The following is a 15,645-nucleotide window of genomic DNA, read 5'->3' on the forward strand; positions in this document are numbered from 1 at the left end:
CGGAACAGGCCCCGCTTCGCCGAGTGCCTGGATGATCGGGGCGAGGGGACGCCATGTCGCCCGGCATCGTCATGCGCATCCCGATCGAACGGCGCCGTCTTGGACGAACAGGACAAATCTGCCATATGCATGCACCCCCTCGGCCCCTGACGACAGGACGAGGCCTCATCCGGCCGTAAGAGCCGATGCCCGGCGGAGACCGAGCCGCCCGGAACCGATCAGGGTCGCCCACCCCGACTTCAGGGGCGGCATTTCCTCGCGAGTGACTGCGGAGCGACCCGGGCGGTCCGCACCTTTGGTCCGATTTTCATCGAATTAATGCCACCACTGGCATATCGCCCGCGAATCGACACATAGGTGCATTTCACCCAACTTGCCGTGTTCGGAGAGACGTTGAGGGGCCGTTGGTTGTACGACCACGCCGTGAGATGGGTCACTTCCGTCACTCCGGCACAGCCTCTCGATCCGACTCCATTTCCTTTTTGCAGAAGGAAAGTTGAGCAGAGAGAAGGCGGCAAGCGGCGGGAAATCGCGCGGCAAGTGGGGACGTTCGGACCGTACTGCGGAATGCGGCTCTTGTTCGGGCGTGCCGCTCTCGCTTACGGTCACCGACACACCCGGACGGACCGCCGAATCCTGCCGCCGCCCGGAGACCGCTCACCCACCCACGTACGGCAGGAGCGGGGGACCCAGGTAAGCCGCCGATCCGGGCACCGGACCGGCTTGGGGTGAAGTCGCACGTCACGTGCGACCGGGCAGCTCCAGCCCGAACCCGACAGCTCACCTCGCAGGCGACGGAGAGGAATCCGCCATGCCCGCAAAGGGTAAGCACCGTCGTCCCAAGAACAATCCGCTCCACCGCGGTTTCGCCGTCGTCGCAGGAACGGGAAGCGCCGCCCTGGCCCTTCCGATGATCGGGGCCACCGCCGCCGAAGCAGCTCCGAATGCCGCGCATTCCGTCAGCGCTTCCGCGATCACTGCCGCAAAGAAGACTCCTGCCGCTGCCCCCGCAGGGGCCGGTAAAGCCGCCCCGAAGATCTATACCGTCGTCGCCGGCGACTCGCTTTCCGGAATCGCCGAGGACCACTCGCTGAGCGGCGGCTGGAAGCGGCTCTACAAGGACAACCGGAAGGCCGTCGGTGACGACCCCGCGCTGATCCACCCCGGTCTGAAGCTCACGATCGGCAAGAAGGCCGCCGCGCCGGCGAAGGCCAAGAAGGCCGCGAAGGCTGCGAAGCCCGCGAAGCCCGCCGCGGCCGAGCGTGCGGACCGTTCGGCGCGCAAGAGCGCCCCGCCGAAGGCCGCCCCGGCCGCCGCCAAGCCGGCCTACGCCAACAACCTCGACGGCTGGATCAAGGAGTCGCTGGACATCATGGCCCGGCACGGGATCCCCGGCACGTACGAGGGCATCCACCGCAACATCATGCGCGAGTCCTCCGGCAATCCGCTCGCCATCAACAACTGGGACTCCAACGCCGCGGCCGGAACGCCGTCCAAGGGACTCCTGCAGGTCATCGAGCCGACGTTCCTGGCCTACCACGTGCCCGGCACGCCGCTGGACGCCTACGACCCGGTCGCCAACATCACGGCCGCGTGCAACTACGCCGCCGACCGGTACGGCTCCATCGACAATGTGAACGGCCCCTACTGACGGTCCGTCCCCCGCCTACGCGACGGTACCGGCCGCTCACCGCGGCCGGTACCGTTCCGGTGTTCGCGGGGTGGGTCACCAGTACCAGTAGTGGTCCCGCCAGGTGCCGCAGGGCCACTGGATGACCCGGGCGCCGGCCTGGAGGCTGCCGCCCTCGACGGCCAGGCACTGCCCGCTCTTGCGGTTCACCAGCCGCTTGCCGCTGCTGGTGTTCTCCACGCCCCAGTAGTGGTCCGCCCAGGTGCCGCACGGCCACTGGATGACCTGCGTACCCGCCTGGGTGCTGCCGCCGGGCACGGCGAGGCACTGCGTCCGGTTGCTGTTGAGGTTGCGAATGCGGTAGTAGTCACGGCCACCGCTGGTGAACGCGTACTCCATGGACCAGTAGTGGTCGTTCCAGGTGCCGCAGCCCCACTGGATCAGCCCGGTCCCCTGCTGGGTGCTGCCGCCGGGCACGGCGAGACACTGGTTGCTGTTGGCGTTGCGGATCCAGTGGAAGGCCGCCGCCGCCCCGGTGTCGTCCTGACCGGCGGCGGACGCCGGCAGCGCCCCCGAGCCGAGCACGAGGGCGAGGGCGAGCGCGAACGCCGCCGCCACCCGGCCCGCCACCGTGGTGGGCGCCGCTCTTCCGGGTCCCGACAACTGCGTGGTGCCGTTCACTGTGCCTCCTTCTGCGCGGACGGACACTGTGTGCGGTGCGGTCACATCCTTGCGCGCGGTGCGGTGCGATTCTTCGCGCCGCGTGCCGGATTACTTGTCACTCAGCGCCGACTGGCGGGTCTGCCGGGGCGTCACGCCGTATCGGCCGCGGAAGGCTCGGCTGAACTCCGCCGGGCGCAGGAACCCCCACCTGGCGGCGATCACGCTGATCGGTCTGTGCCGCAGCAGCGGATCGGTGAGGTCGGCCCGGCAGCGCTCCAGCCGGCGCCGGCGGACCGAGGCACCGACGGTCTCCCCCTGGTGACGGAAGAGCGAGTGGAGCGCGCGCACGGAGATGTGGTGGTGCGCGGCGATGACCGCCGGGGAGAGGTCGGGGTCCCCGAGATTGCGCTCGATGAAGGCGTCGATCCGCGCGAGCATGGCCCGCCGGCGGGTGTCGGCGGACGGCTCGCCGCGGGCGTCGGTCTGCTGGGCACGGGCGGCCGCGAGGTCGAGCGCCGTACGCCCCAGGCGGCTGAGGTCCTGTGGGCGCAGTTCGTCCCCGTGCGCGACGAGGGCGGCGAGGATCTGGGCCAGCCACCGGTCGGCCCGCTCGGCGCCCCGTGCGGCTCCCGGGTCCGGCGACGCGGCACCCCTCGTACGGAAGTCCCCCGTCCACCCCATTCCGTGTCCCCTCCCACCCGTCGCCCCCGTTGCCGTTTGCCCGGCAGCGCGGATGAGCTTCGTGGGGGGAATTCCCCCTCACAACGGGTTTTCCAGTCATGCCGGGCGGGGGTGGAGCGCATCGCCGCCCGAGTGGCGCGAACACGCGGTAGGACCGGCGGGGCACGGCCGGGTTCACCCCCTCAGCCAGCCACGGAGCAGCCTGCTCACGGCCGGCATCGCCGCATACGTCATCAGGACGTTGAAGACGCAGGCGATCACGGCGCTGCTGACCACCACGGGCAGCCCGGTCAGGTGCGGCACCAGGAAGTAGCTGCCGAGCAGCGAGATCGGATAGATGGCGAGGGTCGCGCTGACCGCCATCTTCCAGCGCGGCGGCGCGGGCGTCGTCGCACCCGGCTCGGCGAACCAGGTCTCCATCCCGGTCAGCGTCCGCCGGGCCACCTCGGTGTGGTGGTGCCCCTCGCACTGCGCGAACCAGGCGGCGCGTTCGGGGGATTCCTGCCACTCTCGGCATGCCGCGTCGTCCCGGAAACGGTGCACGAGGAACCAGGGCGCCCCTTCGGCGGACGGCCGGAACAGCCCGTGGCCGAGGTGCCCCGGGAACCCGGCGGCGCTGGCGAGGATTCCCCGCGCCCACTCCTCGAAGGCCACCTCGTACCCGGGCTCGACCTGCCGGGCGATCAGCAAGGTCACTTCGCCGGTGTCGGCGGGCACGGCCGTGTGCTCAAGGGTCACCGCGGTCACATGTTCTCCTCATGCTCGTGCCGCGCCCGCACCCACTCTAGGGCGTGTTTCGAAAGTCCCGTCCGGCCGGCCGGGCGGACGACACCACTTTCGCAACACGCCCGAGGCGACCGGCCCGCGCGACGGCGGCGGGTCAGGCCCCGGTCGTGGAGCCCGGGCGGACGATCATCAGCACCACGACCACCGCCCAGAGGACGTTGAAGACGCCGGTGAGCATGGTGAGGCGGGTGGCGACGGGCGCGGCGGCGGTGGCGGCGGCCGGTTCCCCGGCCAGGGCGAGCAGCCGCCGCTGGCCGGGCAGGATGGCCAGGCCGAGCAGGCCCGCGGCGATCAGGGTCAGGACGAGCGAGGCGATCAGCCAGGTGTCGGTGAGGACACCGAGCTGGGCGCCGGTGGCGATTCCGAACACCGGCACGACGACACCCGCCAGCGCGTATCCGCTGCATATCCGGTGCAGTTGTGCGGCGATCCCCGCGGACCGCCCGTCCTCTCCTTCGCCGTCGAGCGCCCGCAGCGCGAAGCGCGGGAACATCGAGGCCGCCACGGTGATCGACCCCACGGCCACGATCGCCGCGAGGACATGAACGGACAACAGCAGCTTGGTCACGGCACAAGCCTCCTGATCGGAGCTGGATACATTGGCAGCCAATACATACACTGCCTACACCTATGGCGTGTAGGCTGCCTACTCATGAAGGCGGACGCGGTACGAGGACATCTCGACGGACTGCTGCTGGCCGTGCTGGAATCCGGCCCCCTGCACGGGTACGCGATCATCGCCGCGGTGCAGCGCCGCAGTGGTGGCGTACTGGAGCTGCGGACGGGCACGATCTATCCGGCCCTGAACCGGCTGGAGCGGGTCGGGCTGCTGACCAGCAGCTGGCAGTCCGACGGGGAACGCCGCCGGCGCGCTTACGAACTCACCGACGCGGGGCGTCGCGCCCTGGCCGGCGAGCGGACTGCGTGGAGCGAGTTCACGGCGGCGATCGGTTCGGTCCTGAACCCCAGCACGCCGCCCGGACTGGCCACATGAACCCCGCCGACCGGGGGACGGTCATCATCGCGGAGTACGTGGCGGACCTGACCGCCGCCCTGCACGGGCCGGCCCGGGCGAAGAGGCGGATGATCGAGGAGATCCGCGGCGGCCTGGAGGACACGGCCACGGCCCACGCCTCCGGTGGAGCGCCCGACGAGCACGCCGCCCGTCAGGCGGTGAGCGAGTTCGGAACCGTCGAGGAGCTGGTACCGGCCTGCCAGCGCGAACTCACCGTCGCGCAGGCCCGGCACACCGCCCGGGCCGTCATCCTGACGGCCCCCTTCGTGATCGCCTGCTGGTACCTGGCCCGGACCGCCGATCACGGTCAGGCCTGGCAACCGGCCCACGCCGCCCAGCTGCTGGCCGCTCAGCTGGCGGGCGTCACGATCCTCGCCGCCGTGCTCGCCGCGACCGCACTGGCGGCGACCGGCGCACTCGCCCGCAGGCTCCCCGTGCCGCGACGGCTGCCCCTGGCGGTCGCCTGGGCAGGCACCACGGCCGGCGCCGCGATGGCGGTCACGACACTCGCCCTCGCGACCGCCGCCGCCCTGGCCACGAACTGGCCGCTGCTCGCGTGCGCCTGCGCGCTGGCCGCCGCCTCGCACGCCGCCGTGGCCACATCGGCCCGCGCCTGCCGACGCTGCGCCCGTCTGGCGGTCTGACGGGCCCGCTTCACCTGCCCAGTGCGCGGGGCAGCCCCACCCGGTCGGTGCCCAATTTCGTGAAGACCGCGGACAGCAGTTCCGACACCGCCTGTTCGCCGATGCCCAGCCCGGCGGCGATCGCCGCGTTGTCGAGACCGTGCGCGGCGTGGCGGGCCGCCGCGCTCTCCGCTTCGGACAAGGTGTCCTGTTCCGTGACTTGTCGCCGACGCGGACGCAGACCGGCGGCGGCGAGCTCGGCCCGCGCCCGGGTCGCGAGGGACTCGGCACCGCAGGCGGTCGCGACGTCCAGGCCGGAGTAGATCTGGTGTGCCGCCCGCTCCAGGTCGCCGAGCGCGTGCAGGGCGGTTCCGTGGTCGATGAGCGCATGGGCCAGTTCGTACGCGGCCGGTGACTGCTCGAGGTGCTCGACGGCTTCCTGGAGCAGGACGGCCGCGTCGGCCGTTTCGGAGGTCGCGGCCTGGACCCGCAGTGCGTGACCGATGATGCTCGGCGTGCCGAACGCCCGGGCACGCGCGACGGCGTCCTGCGCCGTGGCACGGGCCTTCTCGGGCTGGTGCGTCATCTGCGCGAGGGCCAGGTCGAGCTGCCAGGGGCTCCACGCCGGGTTGCGCGTGCCCCGGTTGTCGAGACGCTGGCCGGCCTCGGCGAGTTGCCGCTCGGCCTCGTCGTTCATGCCCCGGGCGAGCAGGAGCTTGCCCCAGGCGGCCTGCGGATCGGGGTAGATGACCGCGTTCGGGAAGTCCGTTCCGAAGCGGTAGGACTCGGCGACGTTCTGTGCCGCAGTGACGTGGCCGCGAGCGAGCAGGGTCTCGATGAGGGTGCCGACGGCCTGCCAGTGTGCGGGCACGCCGGGACCCAGCCTGTTGGCGATTTCGAGTCCCTGGCGTACGAAGTCCTCCGCCTCGGCGAGCCGTCCGCGCCGGTAGCGGACGTAGCCGAGCAGGGTGTAGGCGAAGGACAGATGCGCGCCGCGCCACCCCCGGGCCTCGAACTGGGCGATGGCGTCGTGGAACTGTTCTTCGGCCCTGCCCGGCTGGTCGCAGTACATCAGGGTGAGGGCGACGACCGCCGGCACCTCGAACCCGAAGTCCTGGTCGGTCCAGCTCAAGCCGCCGTCCAGAGCCTGCTCCGCATACTGCAGGGCGCGTCCCACGGGTTCGCTGCGCATGACACAGTCCCAGCCCCGGAGCCCCAGGATGTGGCGTTCGGCGAGGCTGCCACCGGTGAGACGCGTCGCGAACTGGGCGAGCAGGCGGGATCGCGCCGGTGGGTTCTGCTCGTCGACCCGGACCGCGTTCCACTTGAACTGCTCGGCCTGCATACGGAGCCGGGCGCGCGTGTTGGTGGTCCGGCGGGCCTCCTCGGCGAGGAGCTCGGTGGCCTGCGCCAACTGCCCGGTGTGCGCAAGCGCTTGAGCGAGCCGGTAGGTGACCGATTCCCGCAGGCTCTGTTCGATCTCGGGCTCTTCCAGGGCGGCCCGCAGGTGGTTGACCGTCGTGGTGGGTTCGTGGAGAAGACTTGCGGAGCCCAGCTCGAACAGCACCTGAGCCCTGTCCTCCGGATCCGGCGGCTCACGCAGCGCCCTGGCCAGATACCGGCGCGCGGCGTCGGGGGCTCCGGCGGAGAAACTCTCCCGGGCGGCCTTGCGCAGGTGCTGGACGACCCAGGGATCACCCTCCGGATGCATCTCCAGCATGTGACGGGCGGCGGCCGCGGCTCCGAGGCCGTCGTCGATGACCGCCTTCGCCGCCATGCCGTGCATGGCGACCCGTACTCCCGGCGGGATGGACCGGTACACGGCCGTCGCGACGAGCGGGTGGAAGAACTCCACGACCTGGTCGCCCTGGATCGAGGTCAGGACGGTCAGGATACGGGCGGAGAACAGCTGCTCGATGGCCTCGTTCATCTGCCGCTCGCCGAGCGCGGCGACACTGGCCGCGATCCTCGTGGAGATCCCGGTGCCCAGCACGGCGGCGGCCCACGCGAGGCGGACGGTGGAGGGGCTGTGCTGCTCCAGCCGCTCGATGAGGCCACTGCCCTTGATGGCCGAGGCGAGGTCGTGGAGTTGGGGAATGTTCTCCTGTCGCGGCTTCAGGCCCCGCTCACGACCCTTCGCGGTGAGCTCGACGACTTCGAAGGGGTTCCCACCGGTGATCGCCCAGCATTCGCGGCAGAACTGATCCTCGGCGCCCTCGCCGAGCGCGCCGCGCACCAGCCGGGTCACGGCGCTCGACGTGAGCGGCTCCAACTGGTGCGGGCGCGAACCGTTCCGCGATGCCAGGGTGTGCAGCACCACCGCTTCGGAGGGCAGTTCGTCGGGCCTGCACGCCACGATGATGAGCATGCCGAGCTCTTCGGCGCGTGCGGCGAAGGCAGTGAGCCACGCGAGGGATTCGGCGTCGGCCCAGTGGGCGTCGTCGAGGACGAGTACCACGGGCGTGGAGCGCACCGACAGCCGGGTGACGACCCAGTCGAGGCCGTCGCGGACACCCTGCGGATCGGGTGCCGCGCCGTCCTGCGGGACGGTCAGTCCGATCGCCGGGGCGACGATTCCGTACCAGTGCCCGAGGAGTTCCTGGTGCTCCTGCTCGCTCATGGGCGCGAAGGCGGGCTGGATCAGCTGGCGCACCACATGGAAGGGCACCTGCCTTTCCTGCTCGCCGCCGCGCGCGAACAGCACCGTGCAGCCGCGTTCCGCGGCACGCCGGCGGGCTTCGGTGAGCAGGGTGGTCTTGCCGAGCCCGGCCGGTGCCGCGAAGACGAGTACACCGCCCTGCCTCGTGCCCGAGCCAGTGGCCGAAGCCCCGCACAATTCGTCCAAAGCATTGCGGATTGCTGCAACTTCGGATTCCCGTTCGAGGATGGGCTGATTGGCCCGCCCTTGGTGCTCCACGGCCTGTGTCACCTCTTGTCCCCTCAGCGCGTGTGGCCGAGTGTACGGGCGATGGGCCGAGGTGATGCCTCCTGTGACCCTTTTCGGGGAACACTGCCTGTCCCAGGACTCCTGCCTGTATCCTGCGCTGCCGCGCCGTCAGTTCCGTGGGATCGGAATCATGGCCAACGCATCAGGCTGCGGGATACCTCCCGGCACTTCCCGCACTGTGGTTCCAGGAGCGGGGACCAAACGCCACCGGGAGGCCACGGTCGCCATCGCGATCACGATCTCCGCCACCGCGAAGGAATCCCCGATGCATTTGTGCTGACCCGCTCCGAACGGAATGAATCTGTGCGGCCGGGGCCGGTCCTCCGAACCGGTGTTCCAGCGGTCCGGGTCGAATTTCAGGGGATCCCGGAACAGCGCGGGATCCCGGTGGAGTGCGTAGGGGCTGTACCCCAATTCCGCTCCGGCCGGAATCGAAACCCCACCGAGTTCGACGGGAACCAGGGCGCGGCGGGTGAAGAGAAGTGGCGAGTGCAGGCGAAGCGCCTCCTGGAAAACACTGTTCGTATAGGGGAGAGCCGCGACGTCGGAGGGCCCCACCGGCCTGGCGCCGAGCACTTCGTCGACTTCGGCGTGCAGGCGCTTCTCCACCTCGGGATGACGGCCGAGTTCGTGAAAGGTCCAGGACAGCACGGTGGAGGAGGTCTCCGTCGCGGCGAAGAAGATGGCGATGACTTCGTCCCGGAGCTGCTCGTCGCTCATCGTGCCGCCCGTCTCCGGATCCACGCTCGACAGCAGCAGGGACAGGAAGTTGTCACGGTCCGAGGTGTCGCTGCCGTAGTCCGCGATCACGTCGTCGATGATCCGGCGCAGCCGGGCGGCGGCCGCGTCGAACCTGCGGTTCGCCGGGATCGGTAACCGGTCCAGAGCCCTCGGCATGATCGCCCTCGTGAGAATTCCCTCGAGGAGGATCGGGAAAGAGCGGTGCACTTCCTCGACGGCCGACCGCCCCAGATCGCCGGAAAAGATCATTTCCGCCACGGAGGCGAGCGCGAACCGCCGCATCTCCGTGGTCACCGATATCTCTCTCCCCGCCGTCCACGACGATGACATCTCCTCCGCCTGCCGACACATCATCTCCGCGTAGGCCGTGATGTGGTTCCGGTGGAAAGCCGGCTGCAGCAGTCGGCGCTGTTTGCGGTGGAACTCACCGTCGGTCATCGGAAGACCGTTGCCGAACAACGGGCGCAGTTTCTCGAACACCCTGCCCCGCCCGAAGTTCTTCGCGTCGCCGACCAGTACGGTCTGGATCAGCTCCGGGCTGGTGAGCACGTGGACGGGCCAGTTGGCCACGTCGAGCCGTACGACGTCGCCGTACTGCCCCAGCGACTCCAGGAGCGTGATCGGCCTGCGCCACAGCTCCAGCGCGTGACCGAGGACGGGCACCCTTCCCGGAGCCACCGCCGCCCCTCGTGACCGGTTGACTCGCGCCATGGACCACCCTCCGTCGTGCCGCTCAGATCGCTGAAACCAGATCGGGGCGGGTGTACGCGGACGCCAGCCCCGCGACCCACCGTTCGTCGCTGTAGCGGGTGCACTCGTACCTCTGCCACACATCGGCGCCGATCATCCAGTCCTCGTAGCTCTTCACGCACCGCATGACTCCCGCGCGCGCCGACGGGTCGGTCACTCCGAGCGCGTCCAGCGCCCCGGGCAGCGCCTGTGCGGCGGCCAGGAAGTCCTGGACACGGGCCCGTGTGCGCTCCTTCACCACGAGCACCGCCTCGGGCAGTGACCACTCGTTCCACCAGGCGAGGAGGGAGACGAGGTTGTTGTTGTCCCCGCAGGAGAACTCCTTGCGCAGCGAGAAGACGTCGTTCCCCCATGAGATGACGTCCAGCGCACAGGCCTTGAGGTCCTGGAAGGCGGGACTCTCGTACACCTCGGGGACCACTTCGGCCCCCACCATGGCCTCCACCATGTCCATCATCGGCAGCAGTTGGGAACTGTGCCGGCGCATGCGGATGTAGTCGTCGATCATCGGCTGCCGGGCCGCGGTGCGGTTGACGGCCTCCTGGTCGAGGGAGCGCAGCATGCGGGGGAAATGCTCCTGGTAGCGCCGGCGCATGCCCGGCGGCAACTCGGCCAGGATGCGGTCGCACAGGTCGACGAACCCGGTCACCAGCGGATTGCGGCGCACCTGGGTCGTGCCCTTGAGCCTGCCCGTGGCGAGGTACCCGGTGATGGCGGTGCTGACGGGGCGCCAGTCCTTCAGCCGCCCCGTCCTGATGAGGTGATCGTGCTGGTCGTCGAGGACGAACGACCAGGCCATCCACTCGGCGAGCAGCACGACGTGCCGGTAGGGCGTGTCGTGGCAGACCCGCGCGGACAGATGCCCGAAGCCGATGCCGGCGAACTGCTCGGCGGCTTCCGTGATCAGCCCGTGGCGAAGCGCCCACGATGTCGCCTCGGCGTTCGCCCGGTCTGCTCGCGGATGTTTGGAGCACTCGAAGGGGAGATGGAAGTCGGGAATTGTGAAGGAGTCAAGAAGGGCCATAGTCCCCTCCAGGGGGAATCCGGATCGAACACTCCCCGCCGCTGTCGTAACACGTTTTCACGGTCAGGCGATCACACCTCAACTACGATGGGACCACAGGAGCTTCCACGATCACTCTGGCCGCAGAATACGGCGATTCACTCACCCGCATGAGCACATCTGAGCACCCCATGTGGCCAATTAACGCGCACAGTCGAGCCGACTGTCAATATAATCCTGCCCGGAGCACGCGCGGGGTTTTGGCATTTGCCGGAGAGGCATTCCGGACGTCATATGCGAATGCCATATTTCTTGCTCCCGCGAGCGGCCGGGGGAACTAGGCGGACAGACGCCCTCCTTTGCGCAGGAAGCGCCGCAGCCTGGTCAGCGGCCAGGTGTTGATCACGTCGTCCTTCGTCAGCCACCCCCGCTGGGCGGTCCCCACCCCGTAGCGCAGGTACGGCAGATGCGTGATGGAGTGCGCGTCGGAGTTCACCGCGAATTTCACGCCGTACCGCTTCGCACGCAGGATGTCCTCGTCGCGCAGGTCGAGCCGCTCCGGGTGTGCGTTGATCTCCAGGGCCGTGCCGGTCGCGGCACATGCCTCGAACACCGCGTCGAAGTCGGCGTCCAGGCCGGGGCGTTTGCCGATCCGGCGGGTCGTCGGATGGCCGATGACGGCGACGTACGGGTTCTCGCAGGCGCGTACCAGACGACGGGTCAGGGCCTGCCGGCTCTGGTTGAAGTGGGAGTGCACCGACGCCACGCACAGGTCGAACCGCGCGAGGAAGTCACCCGGCCAGTCGACCTCGCCGTCCGGGTCGATGTTGAGCTCCGTGCCGTGCAGCAGTCGCATGCCGTGGTGCTTGCGGTCCAGCTCCCGCACGCGCTCGCGCTGCGCGAGCATCTTCTCGTCCGTCATGCGCTGCATGTAGAGGTTCGGGGCGTGGTCGGTGACGGCGTAGTACGCGTAGCCGCGCTCGGCCGCCGCCGCGACCATGTCCTCCAGGGGGGCGAGGCCGTCGGTGAGATCGGTGTGGGTGTGCAGGTCGCCGCGGATGTCGCTCTCGGCGACGAGATCGGGCAATTCGCCCCGCAGCCCGGCCGCGATCTCCCCCCGGTCCTCGCGCAGCGGCGGCGGGATCCACGGCAGTCCGAGCCGCTCGTAGATCTCCTCCTCGGTCTCCGAGGTGATCATCCTGCCGCTCTTGGCGTGGAAGAGGCCGTATTCGGACAGCTTGAGCTTGCGGTGCACGGCCATCTCGCGCGTGCGGATGTTGTGCGCCTTGGATCCGGTGAAGTACTGGAGTCCCGCTCCCCACGAGCGCGGTGGCAGCACCCGGAGGTCCACCTGGAGGCCCTTGGTGGTGCGGATCGACGTCTTCTTCTCGCCGTGGGCGATGATCTCGGCGGTGTGCGGGAGCGAGCCGAGGGCAGCCATGAACGGCGCCGACTCGTCCGCCGCGACCAGGATGTCGATGTCCCCGATCGTCTCCCGCATCCGGCGCAGCGACCCGGCGTAGGTGCAGCGGGCGCAGCCGGGGATCGTGGACAGGTCCGCGACGATCTGTTCGGCGACGTCCATGGCGGCGTTGATGAGGATCCGGCCCTCCCCCGCCTTCTGCATGAGCGCGACGCCGTGCAGGATGTTCGCCTCGGTCTTCTCGCCGAACCCCTTGAGGTCGCGCAGCCGCTCCTGGTGGATGGCGTCGAGCAGTTGGTCGACGGAGGAGATGCCCAGTTCCTCGTGGAGGACCATGGCCTTCTTCGGCCCGAGCGTGGGGATCGTGATGAGCTCGCGCACGCCGGCGGGGATCGAGGCCCTGGTCTCCTCGACGGTGGAGATCTGGCCCGAGTGCAGGTACTCGACGACCTTGTCGGCGATCGACTTCCCCACGTTGGGGATCTCCCGCAGCCCCTTGGCGTCGAGTTTCGACACGTCGGCGTGGTGGCCGCCGATGGCGCGGGCGGCCTTTTCGTAGGCACGCGCCTTGAAGGCGTCACCACCGGTGATGGCGATGAGGTCCGCGTACTCCTGGAGCAGCGCTTCGACCTCCTCGTTGGCTCGGGCCATATCTCCAGAGTGCCCCGCCCGGCGGGACCGGGCACGCCGACCGGCACGCGGTCCCGGGGACGCGGAGACGGGGGAACGGGAGGGCGCAAGGACGCGGAGACGCTACGGGAGGTTCGCGCCCTGGGCGCGGAGCTCCCCCCGCACGGCGTCGGCCGGGATCTCCCGGGGGCGTTTGCCCCGGACCGCCGCGAGGGCCGCGCAGACGCCCGCCGCCTGTCCGGTGGCCATCGAGATCGGCATGACGCGGTAGGAGGAGTGGGCCACGTGGTCGCCGGAGATGCAGCGGCCGGCGACCAGGACCCGGTCCACGTCGCGGGGGAAGAGGCAGCGCAGGGGGATGTCGTAGGACTCGCCGCGCGGGAGCCGCTTGAGCGTGGTGCCCCGGCCGCTGGGGTTGTGGATGTCCACCGGGTAGGCGCCGCGGGCGACGGCGTCGCCGAACTTGCGGGCGGTCAGCACGTCCTCTCCCGTCAGCCGGTATTCGCCCACGATCCGGCGGGTCTCCCGGACCCCGACCTGCACACCGCTCTGGACGACGTACGAGTCGGCGAAGCCGGGCACCCGGCTGCGCAGGAAGCGGGCGATCTGCGCCATCTGGCGGTGGGCGGTGAACTCGGCGCGGGTGAGGTCCCAGACGCTGGTGCCGAGGACCTCTGTGACGCGGGTGGAGTTGACCGCGACCTCGCCCTGGTTGGGGGTGGCGAAGAAGAGTATGTCCTCACGCGGCAGGTCCAGTTCCCCGGCGTCCGTGGCGGCACGCACCAGGTCCCACAGCCCGTGCACGCCCTTCCACTGGTCGGGGTGGTCACGGGCGTAGGCGGCGAACTGCTCCTGGTCGAAGCGGACCATGCGGAACATCAGCGTCATCGGCTGTGTCCAGCCGTCCTCGGGCCGGCCGATCTCGTACTCGGCTCCGGCCGCTGCCGCGATGTCGCCGTCGCCGGTGCAGTCGACGATCACGTCCGCGTCCATGACAACCGGTCCCGACTTCGTCTCGAAGACGGCCCGTGCGCGGTCGGGAAGGTCGATGATGCCGGAGGCGAAGGCGTGCAGCAGCGTCCGGACCTCGTGGTTCTCCAGCAGCTCGTACGCCACCAGCTTGAACAGTTCCGCGTCGAAGGGCACCGTGTAGCCGGTCTCCAGCGAGGGGCGGATCGCCGCTCGCGCGCGCACCAGCGCTTCGAGCAGCACCCACAGCACACCGCCGACGACCGGCTCGCCCTCCCCGTGGTCCGGCGGCAGCAGACGCCCCGCATCGCCGGGCACGGCCTGCTTCATCTCGTTGTGGAAGCTCATCAGCGGCATGACCAGTGCCGCCGTCGCGTTGCCGCCGAGGAATCCGTACCGCTCGACGAGGACCACCTCGGCGCCCGCGTTGGCGGCGCCGAGGGCCGCGCCGATACCGGCCGGTCCGCCGCCTATCACCAGCACCTGGACGGAGCCCGCGTGCACGGCAGAGCGTGGCGGCAGCTCCACGCTCCGGGGTATTCGGGGCGGCATCAGATAGGACACGGTTCCTCCCTCGGGGAACGTGGGGCCGCGGATCAGCCGGTCGCCGTCGCGGCGGCCGGCGCGGGGTGGTGGACGACGGAGCGGGGGACGGTGCGGTCCAGGTACGCGAGGAGCCGGTCGGCGGTCTGGGCCGCCCGCAGCTGCATCGCGGCCGTCCGGGCCGCCGTGTGGGCCGCCCGGACGGGCCGCTCGTCCCACAGCCGGTCCACTTCCGCCAGGAGCAGTCCCGCGGTCTCCCGGACCACGCCCCGCAGGGCGGGGGCGCCGATCTGCTGGGCGAAGTCGAAGACCTTGCCCGCGTAGGGCAGGGGCAGGAGGGGGATGCCCGCGAGGGTGGCGAAAATCAGGAAGTGCAGCCTCATGCCGATGGCCAGGTCCAGCTGTTTGACGATGTCGAGGACCTGTTGCGGGCGGTAGCTCCCGTGCAGCACCGTGCAGCGGTCGGCGTCGGCCATGTGGGACACCACCGCGTGGGAGTGACGGATGTCGTCGCGCTCCATGGGCACGAAGACGACATGGGCATCGAGCCGGTGGACGAGGAAGTCGCCCACGTTCGCGAGGAGTTGGTGGTAGCCCTCCTCGTCGAGGTGCTCGGCGGCGCGGCCGGGCTCGCGCACGCTCATCCCCACGAGCCGCACTCCGAGCGGCACGGCTTCGGCCCGCAGCAGTTCCCCGCCGGTGTCCCCCGGGGTGAGCAGCAGCGCCGGGTCGGCGGTGACGGTGACCGGCCTGTTCAGCCCGGCCTCTTCCAGGACCAGCCGGGACTCCTCGTCGCGGACCGTCACCTCGGCCGCCTCGGAGAGGGTCTCGCGGACCCACGCGCAGTCCACCTCGTCGGTGAGCGGGCCGGCTCCCACGGCGTAGGTGAAGACGGGGATGCCGTGGTCCTGGGCGGTCCGGACCAGTCTCAGGTAGCGGCGTGCCTCGGTGTTGTACAGGATGCCGCCGCCGCCGAGGACGAGGACGCCGAGGCCGCGCAGGTGCTCGGAGATCCGCTCCCGGCACACGCCCTCCCAGGCGACCACCTCGACGTCCGGGTGGATGCTGCGGCTGTGGTCGGGGTTGCGGGAGAAGACCACGAGGCGGGCGTCGGGACGCCCGGTCCTGACGCGGTCCAGCAGGGCGGTGAGGATGGCCTCGTCGCCCACGTTGCGGCCCCCGTAGGAGCCCAGCACGCCTACGGTCACACTGCTTCCGTCGCCCATGGTCCGTCCCCCTCG

Annotated in this window: 13 protein-coding genes and 1 riboswitch; of the genes, 3 read left to right on the forward strand and 10 right to left on the reverse strand. The window is 70.2% G+C overall.

Annotation, left to right across the window (positions count from 1 at the left end):
- Window positions 1–652: 652 nt before the first annotated feature.
- A riboswitch (cyclic di-AMP (ydaO/yuaA leader) is annotated at window positions 653–807 on the forward strand.
- A 4-nt stretch (window positions 808–811) separates the two neighbouring features.
- Window positions 812–1,651, forward strand: a complete 840-nt coding sequence (locus ACY34K_RS31535) for a LysM peptidoglycan-binding domain-containing protein (protein ID WP_462753253.1) — start codon at window positions 812–814, stop codon at window positions 1,649–1,651.
- Window positions 1,652–1,726: 75 nt separating this feature from the next.
- Here ACY34K_RS31535 and ACY34K_RS31540 read toward each other — a convergent pair whose 3' ends face one another.
- The 4 genes from ACY34K_RS31540 to ACY34K_RS31555 form a co-directional block, all read right to left on the reverse strand.
- Window positions 1,727–2,311 (reverse strand): RICIN domain-containing protein, encoded by a 585-nt coding sequence (locus ACY34K_RS31540; RefSeq protein ID WP_462753255.1) that lies wholly within the window; start codon window positions 2,309–2,311, stop codon window positions 1,727–1,729.
- Between the two features lie 90 nt (window positions 2,312–2,401).
- A complete protein-coding gene (locus ACY34K_RS31545; protein ID WP_462753257.1) occupies window positions 2,402–2,974 on the reverse strand; it encodes a helix-turn-helix domain-containing protein in 573 nt (190 codons plus the stop codon).
- 174 nt (window positions 2,975–3,148) lie between these two features.
- Entirely contained in the window at window positions 3,149–3,721 is a 573-nt protein-coding gene (locus ACY34K_RS31550; RefSeq protein ID WP_462753259.1) for an antibiotic biosynthesis monooxygenase, read from the reverse strand.
- A 133-nt stretch (window positions 3,722–3,854) separates the two neighbouring features.
- On the reverse strand, window positions 3,855–4,328 hold the full coding sequence (locus ACY34K_RS31555; RefSeq protein ID WP_462753261.1) for a hypothetical protein: 474 nt from the start codon (window positions 4,326–4,328) through the stop codon (window positions 3,855–3,857).
- A gap of 84 nt (window positions 4,329–4,412) precedes the next feature.
- On the opposite strand from ACY34K_RS31555, the gene ACY34K_RS31560 reads away from it, so the two are divergent.
- Window positions 4,413–4,754, forward strand: a complete 342-nt coding sequence (locus ACY34K_RS31560) for a PadR family transcriptional regulator (protein ID WP_462753263.1) — start codon at window positions 4,413–4,415, stop codon at window positions 4,752–4,754.
- Window positions 4,751–5,419 (forward strand): permease prefix domain 1-containing protein, encoded by a 669-nt coding sequence (locus ACY34K_RS31565; RefSeq protein WP_462753265.1) that lies wholly within the window; start codon window positions 4,751–4,753, stop codon window positions 5,417–5,419. The genes ACY34K_RS31560 and ACY34K_RS31565 overlap by 4 nt, the downstream gene beginning before the upstream one ends.
- A gap of 10 nt (window positions 5,420–5,429) precedes the next feature.
- On the opposite strand, the gene ACY34K_RS31570 is transcribed toward ACY34K_RS31565, so the two are convergent.
- The 6 genes from ACY34K_RS31570 to ACY34K_RS31595 all read right to left on the reverse strand — a co-directional run bounded on the left by ACY34K_RS31570 (window position 5,430) and on the right by ACY34K_RS31595 (window position 15,630).
- Complete coding sequence (locus ACY34K_RS31570) at window positions 5,430–8,327, reverse strand: ATP-binding protein (RefSeq protein ID WP_462753267.1); 2,898 nt, start codon at window positions 8,325–8,327, stop codon at window positions 5,430–5,432.
- 126 nt (window positions 8,328–8,453) lie between these two features.
- A complete protein-coding gene (locus tag ACY34K_RS31575) occupies window positions 8,454–9,797 on the reverse strand; it encodes a cytochrome P450 (protein ID WP_462753269.1) in 1,344 nt (447 codons plus the stop codon).
- A gap of 22 nt (window positions 9,798–9,819) precedes the next feature.
- Window positions 9,820–10,860: a terpene synthase family protein gene (locus ACY34K_RS31580; RefSeq protein WP_462753271.1), complete on the reverse strand. Its 1,041-nt coding sequence runs from the start codon at window positions 10,858–10,860 to the stop codon at window positions 9,820–9,822.
- Between the two features lie 316 nt (window positions 10,861–11,176).
- Window positions 11,177–12,913, reverse strand: a complete 1,737-nt coding sequence (polX, locus tag ACY34K_RS31585; protein WP_462753273.1) for a DNA polymerase/3'-5' exonuclease PolX — start codon at window positions 12,911–12,913, stop codon at window positions 11,177–11,179.
- A 102-nt stretch (window positions 12,914–13,015) separates the two neighbouring features.
- A complete protein-coding gene (locus tag ACY34K_RS31590; RefSeq protein ID WP_462753275.1) occupies window positions 13,016–14,425 on the reverse strand; it encodes an FAD-dependent oxidoreductase in 1,410 nt (469 codons plus the stop codon).
- Window positions 14,426–14,457: 32 nt separating this feature from the next.
- A complete protein-coding gene (locus ACY34K_RS31595; protein WP_462753277.1) occupies window positions 14,458–15,630 on the reverse strand; it encodes a polysaccharide pyruvyl transferase family protein in 1,173 nt (390 codons plus the stop codon).
- Window positions 15,631–15,645 lie beyond the last annotated feature (15 nt).

It is taken from the genome of Streptomyces sp. STAM6 (assembly GCF_054963715.1).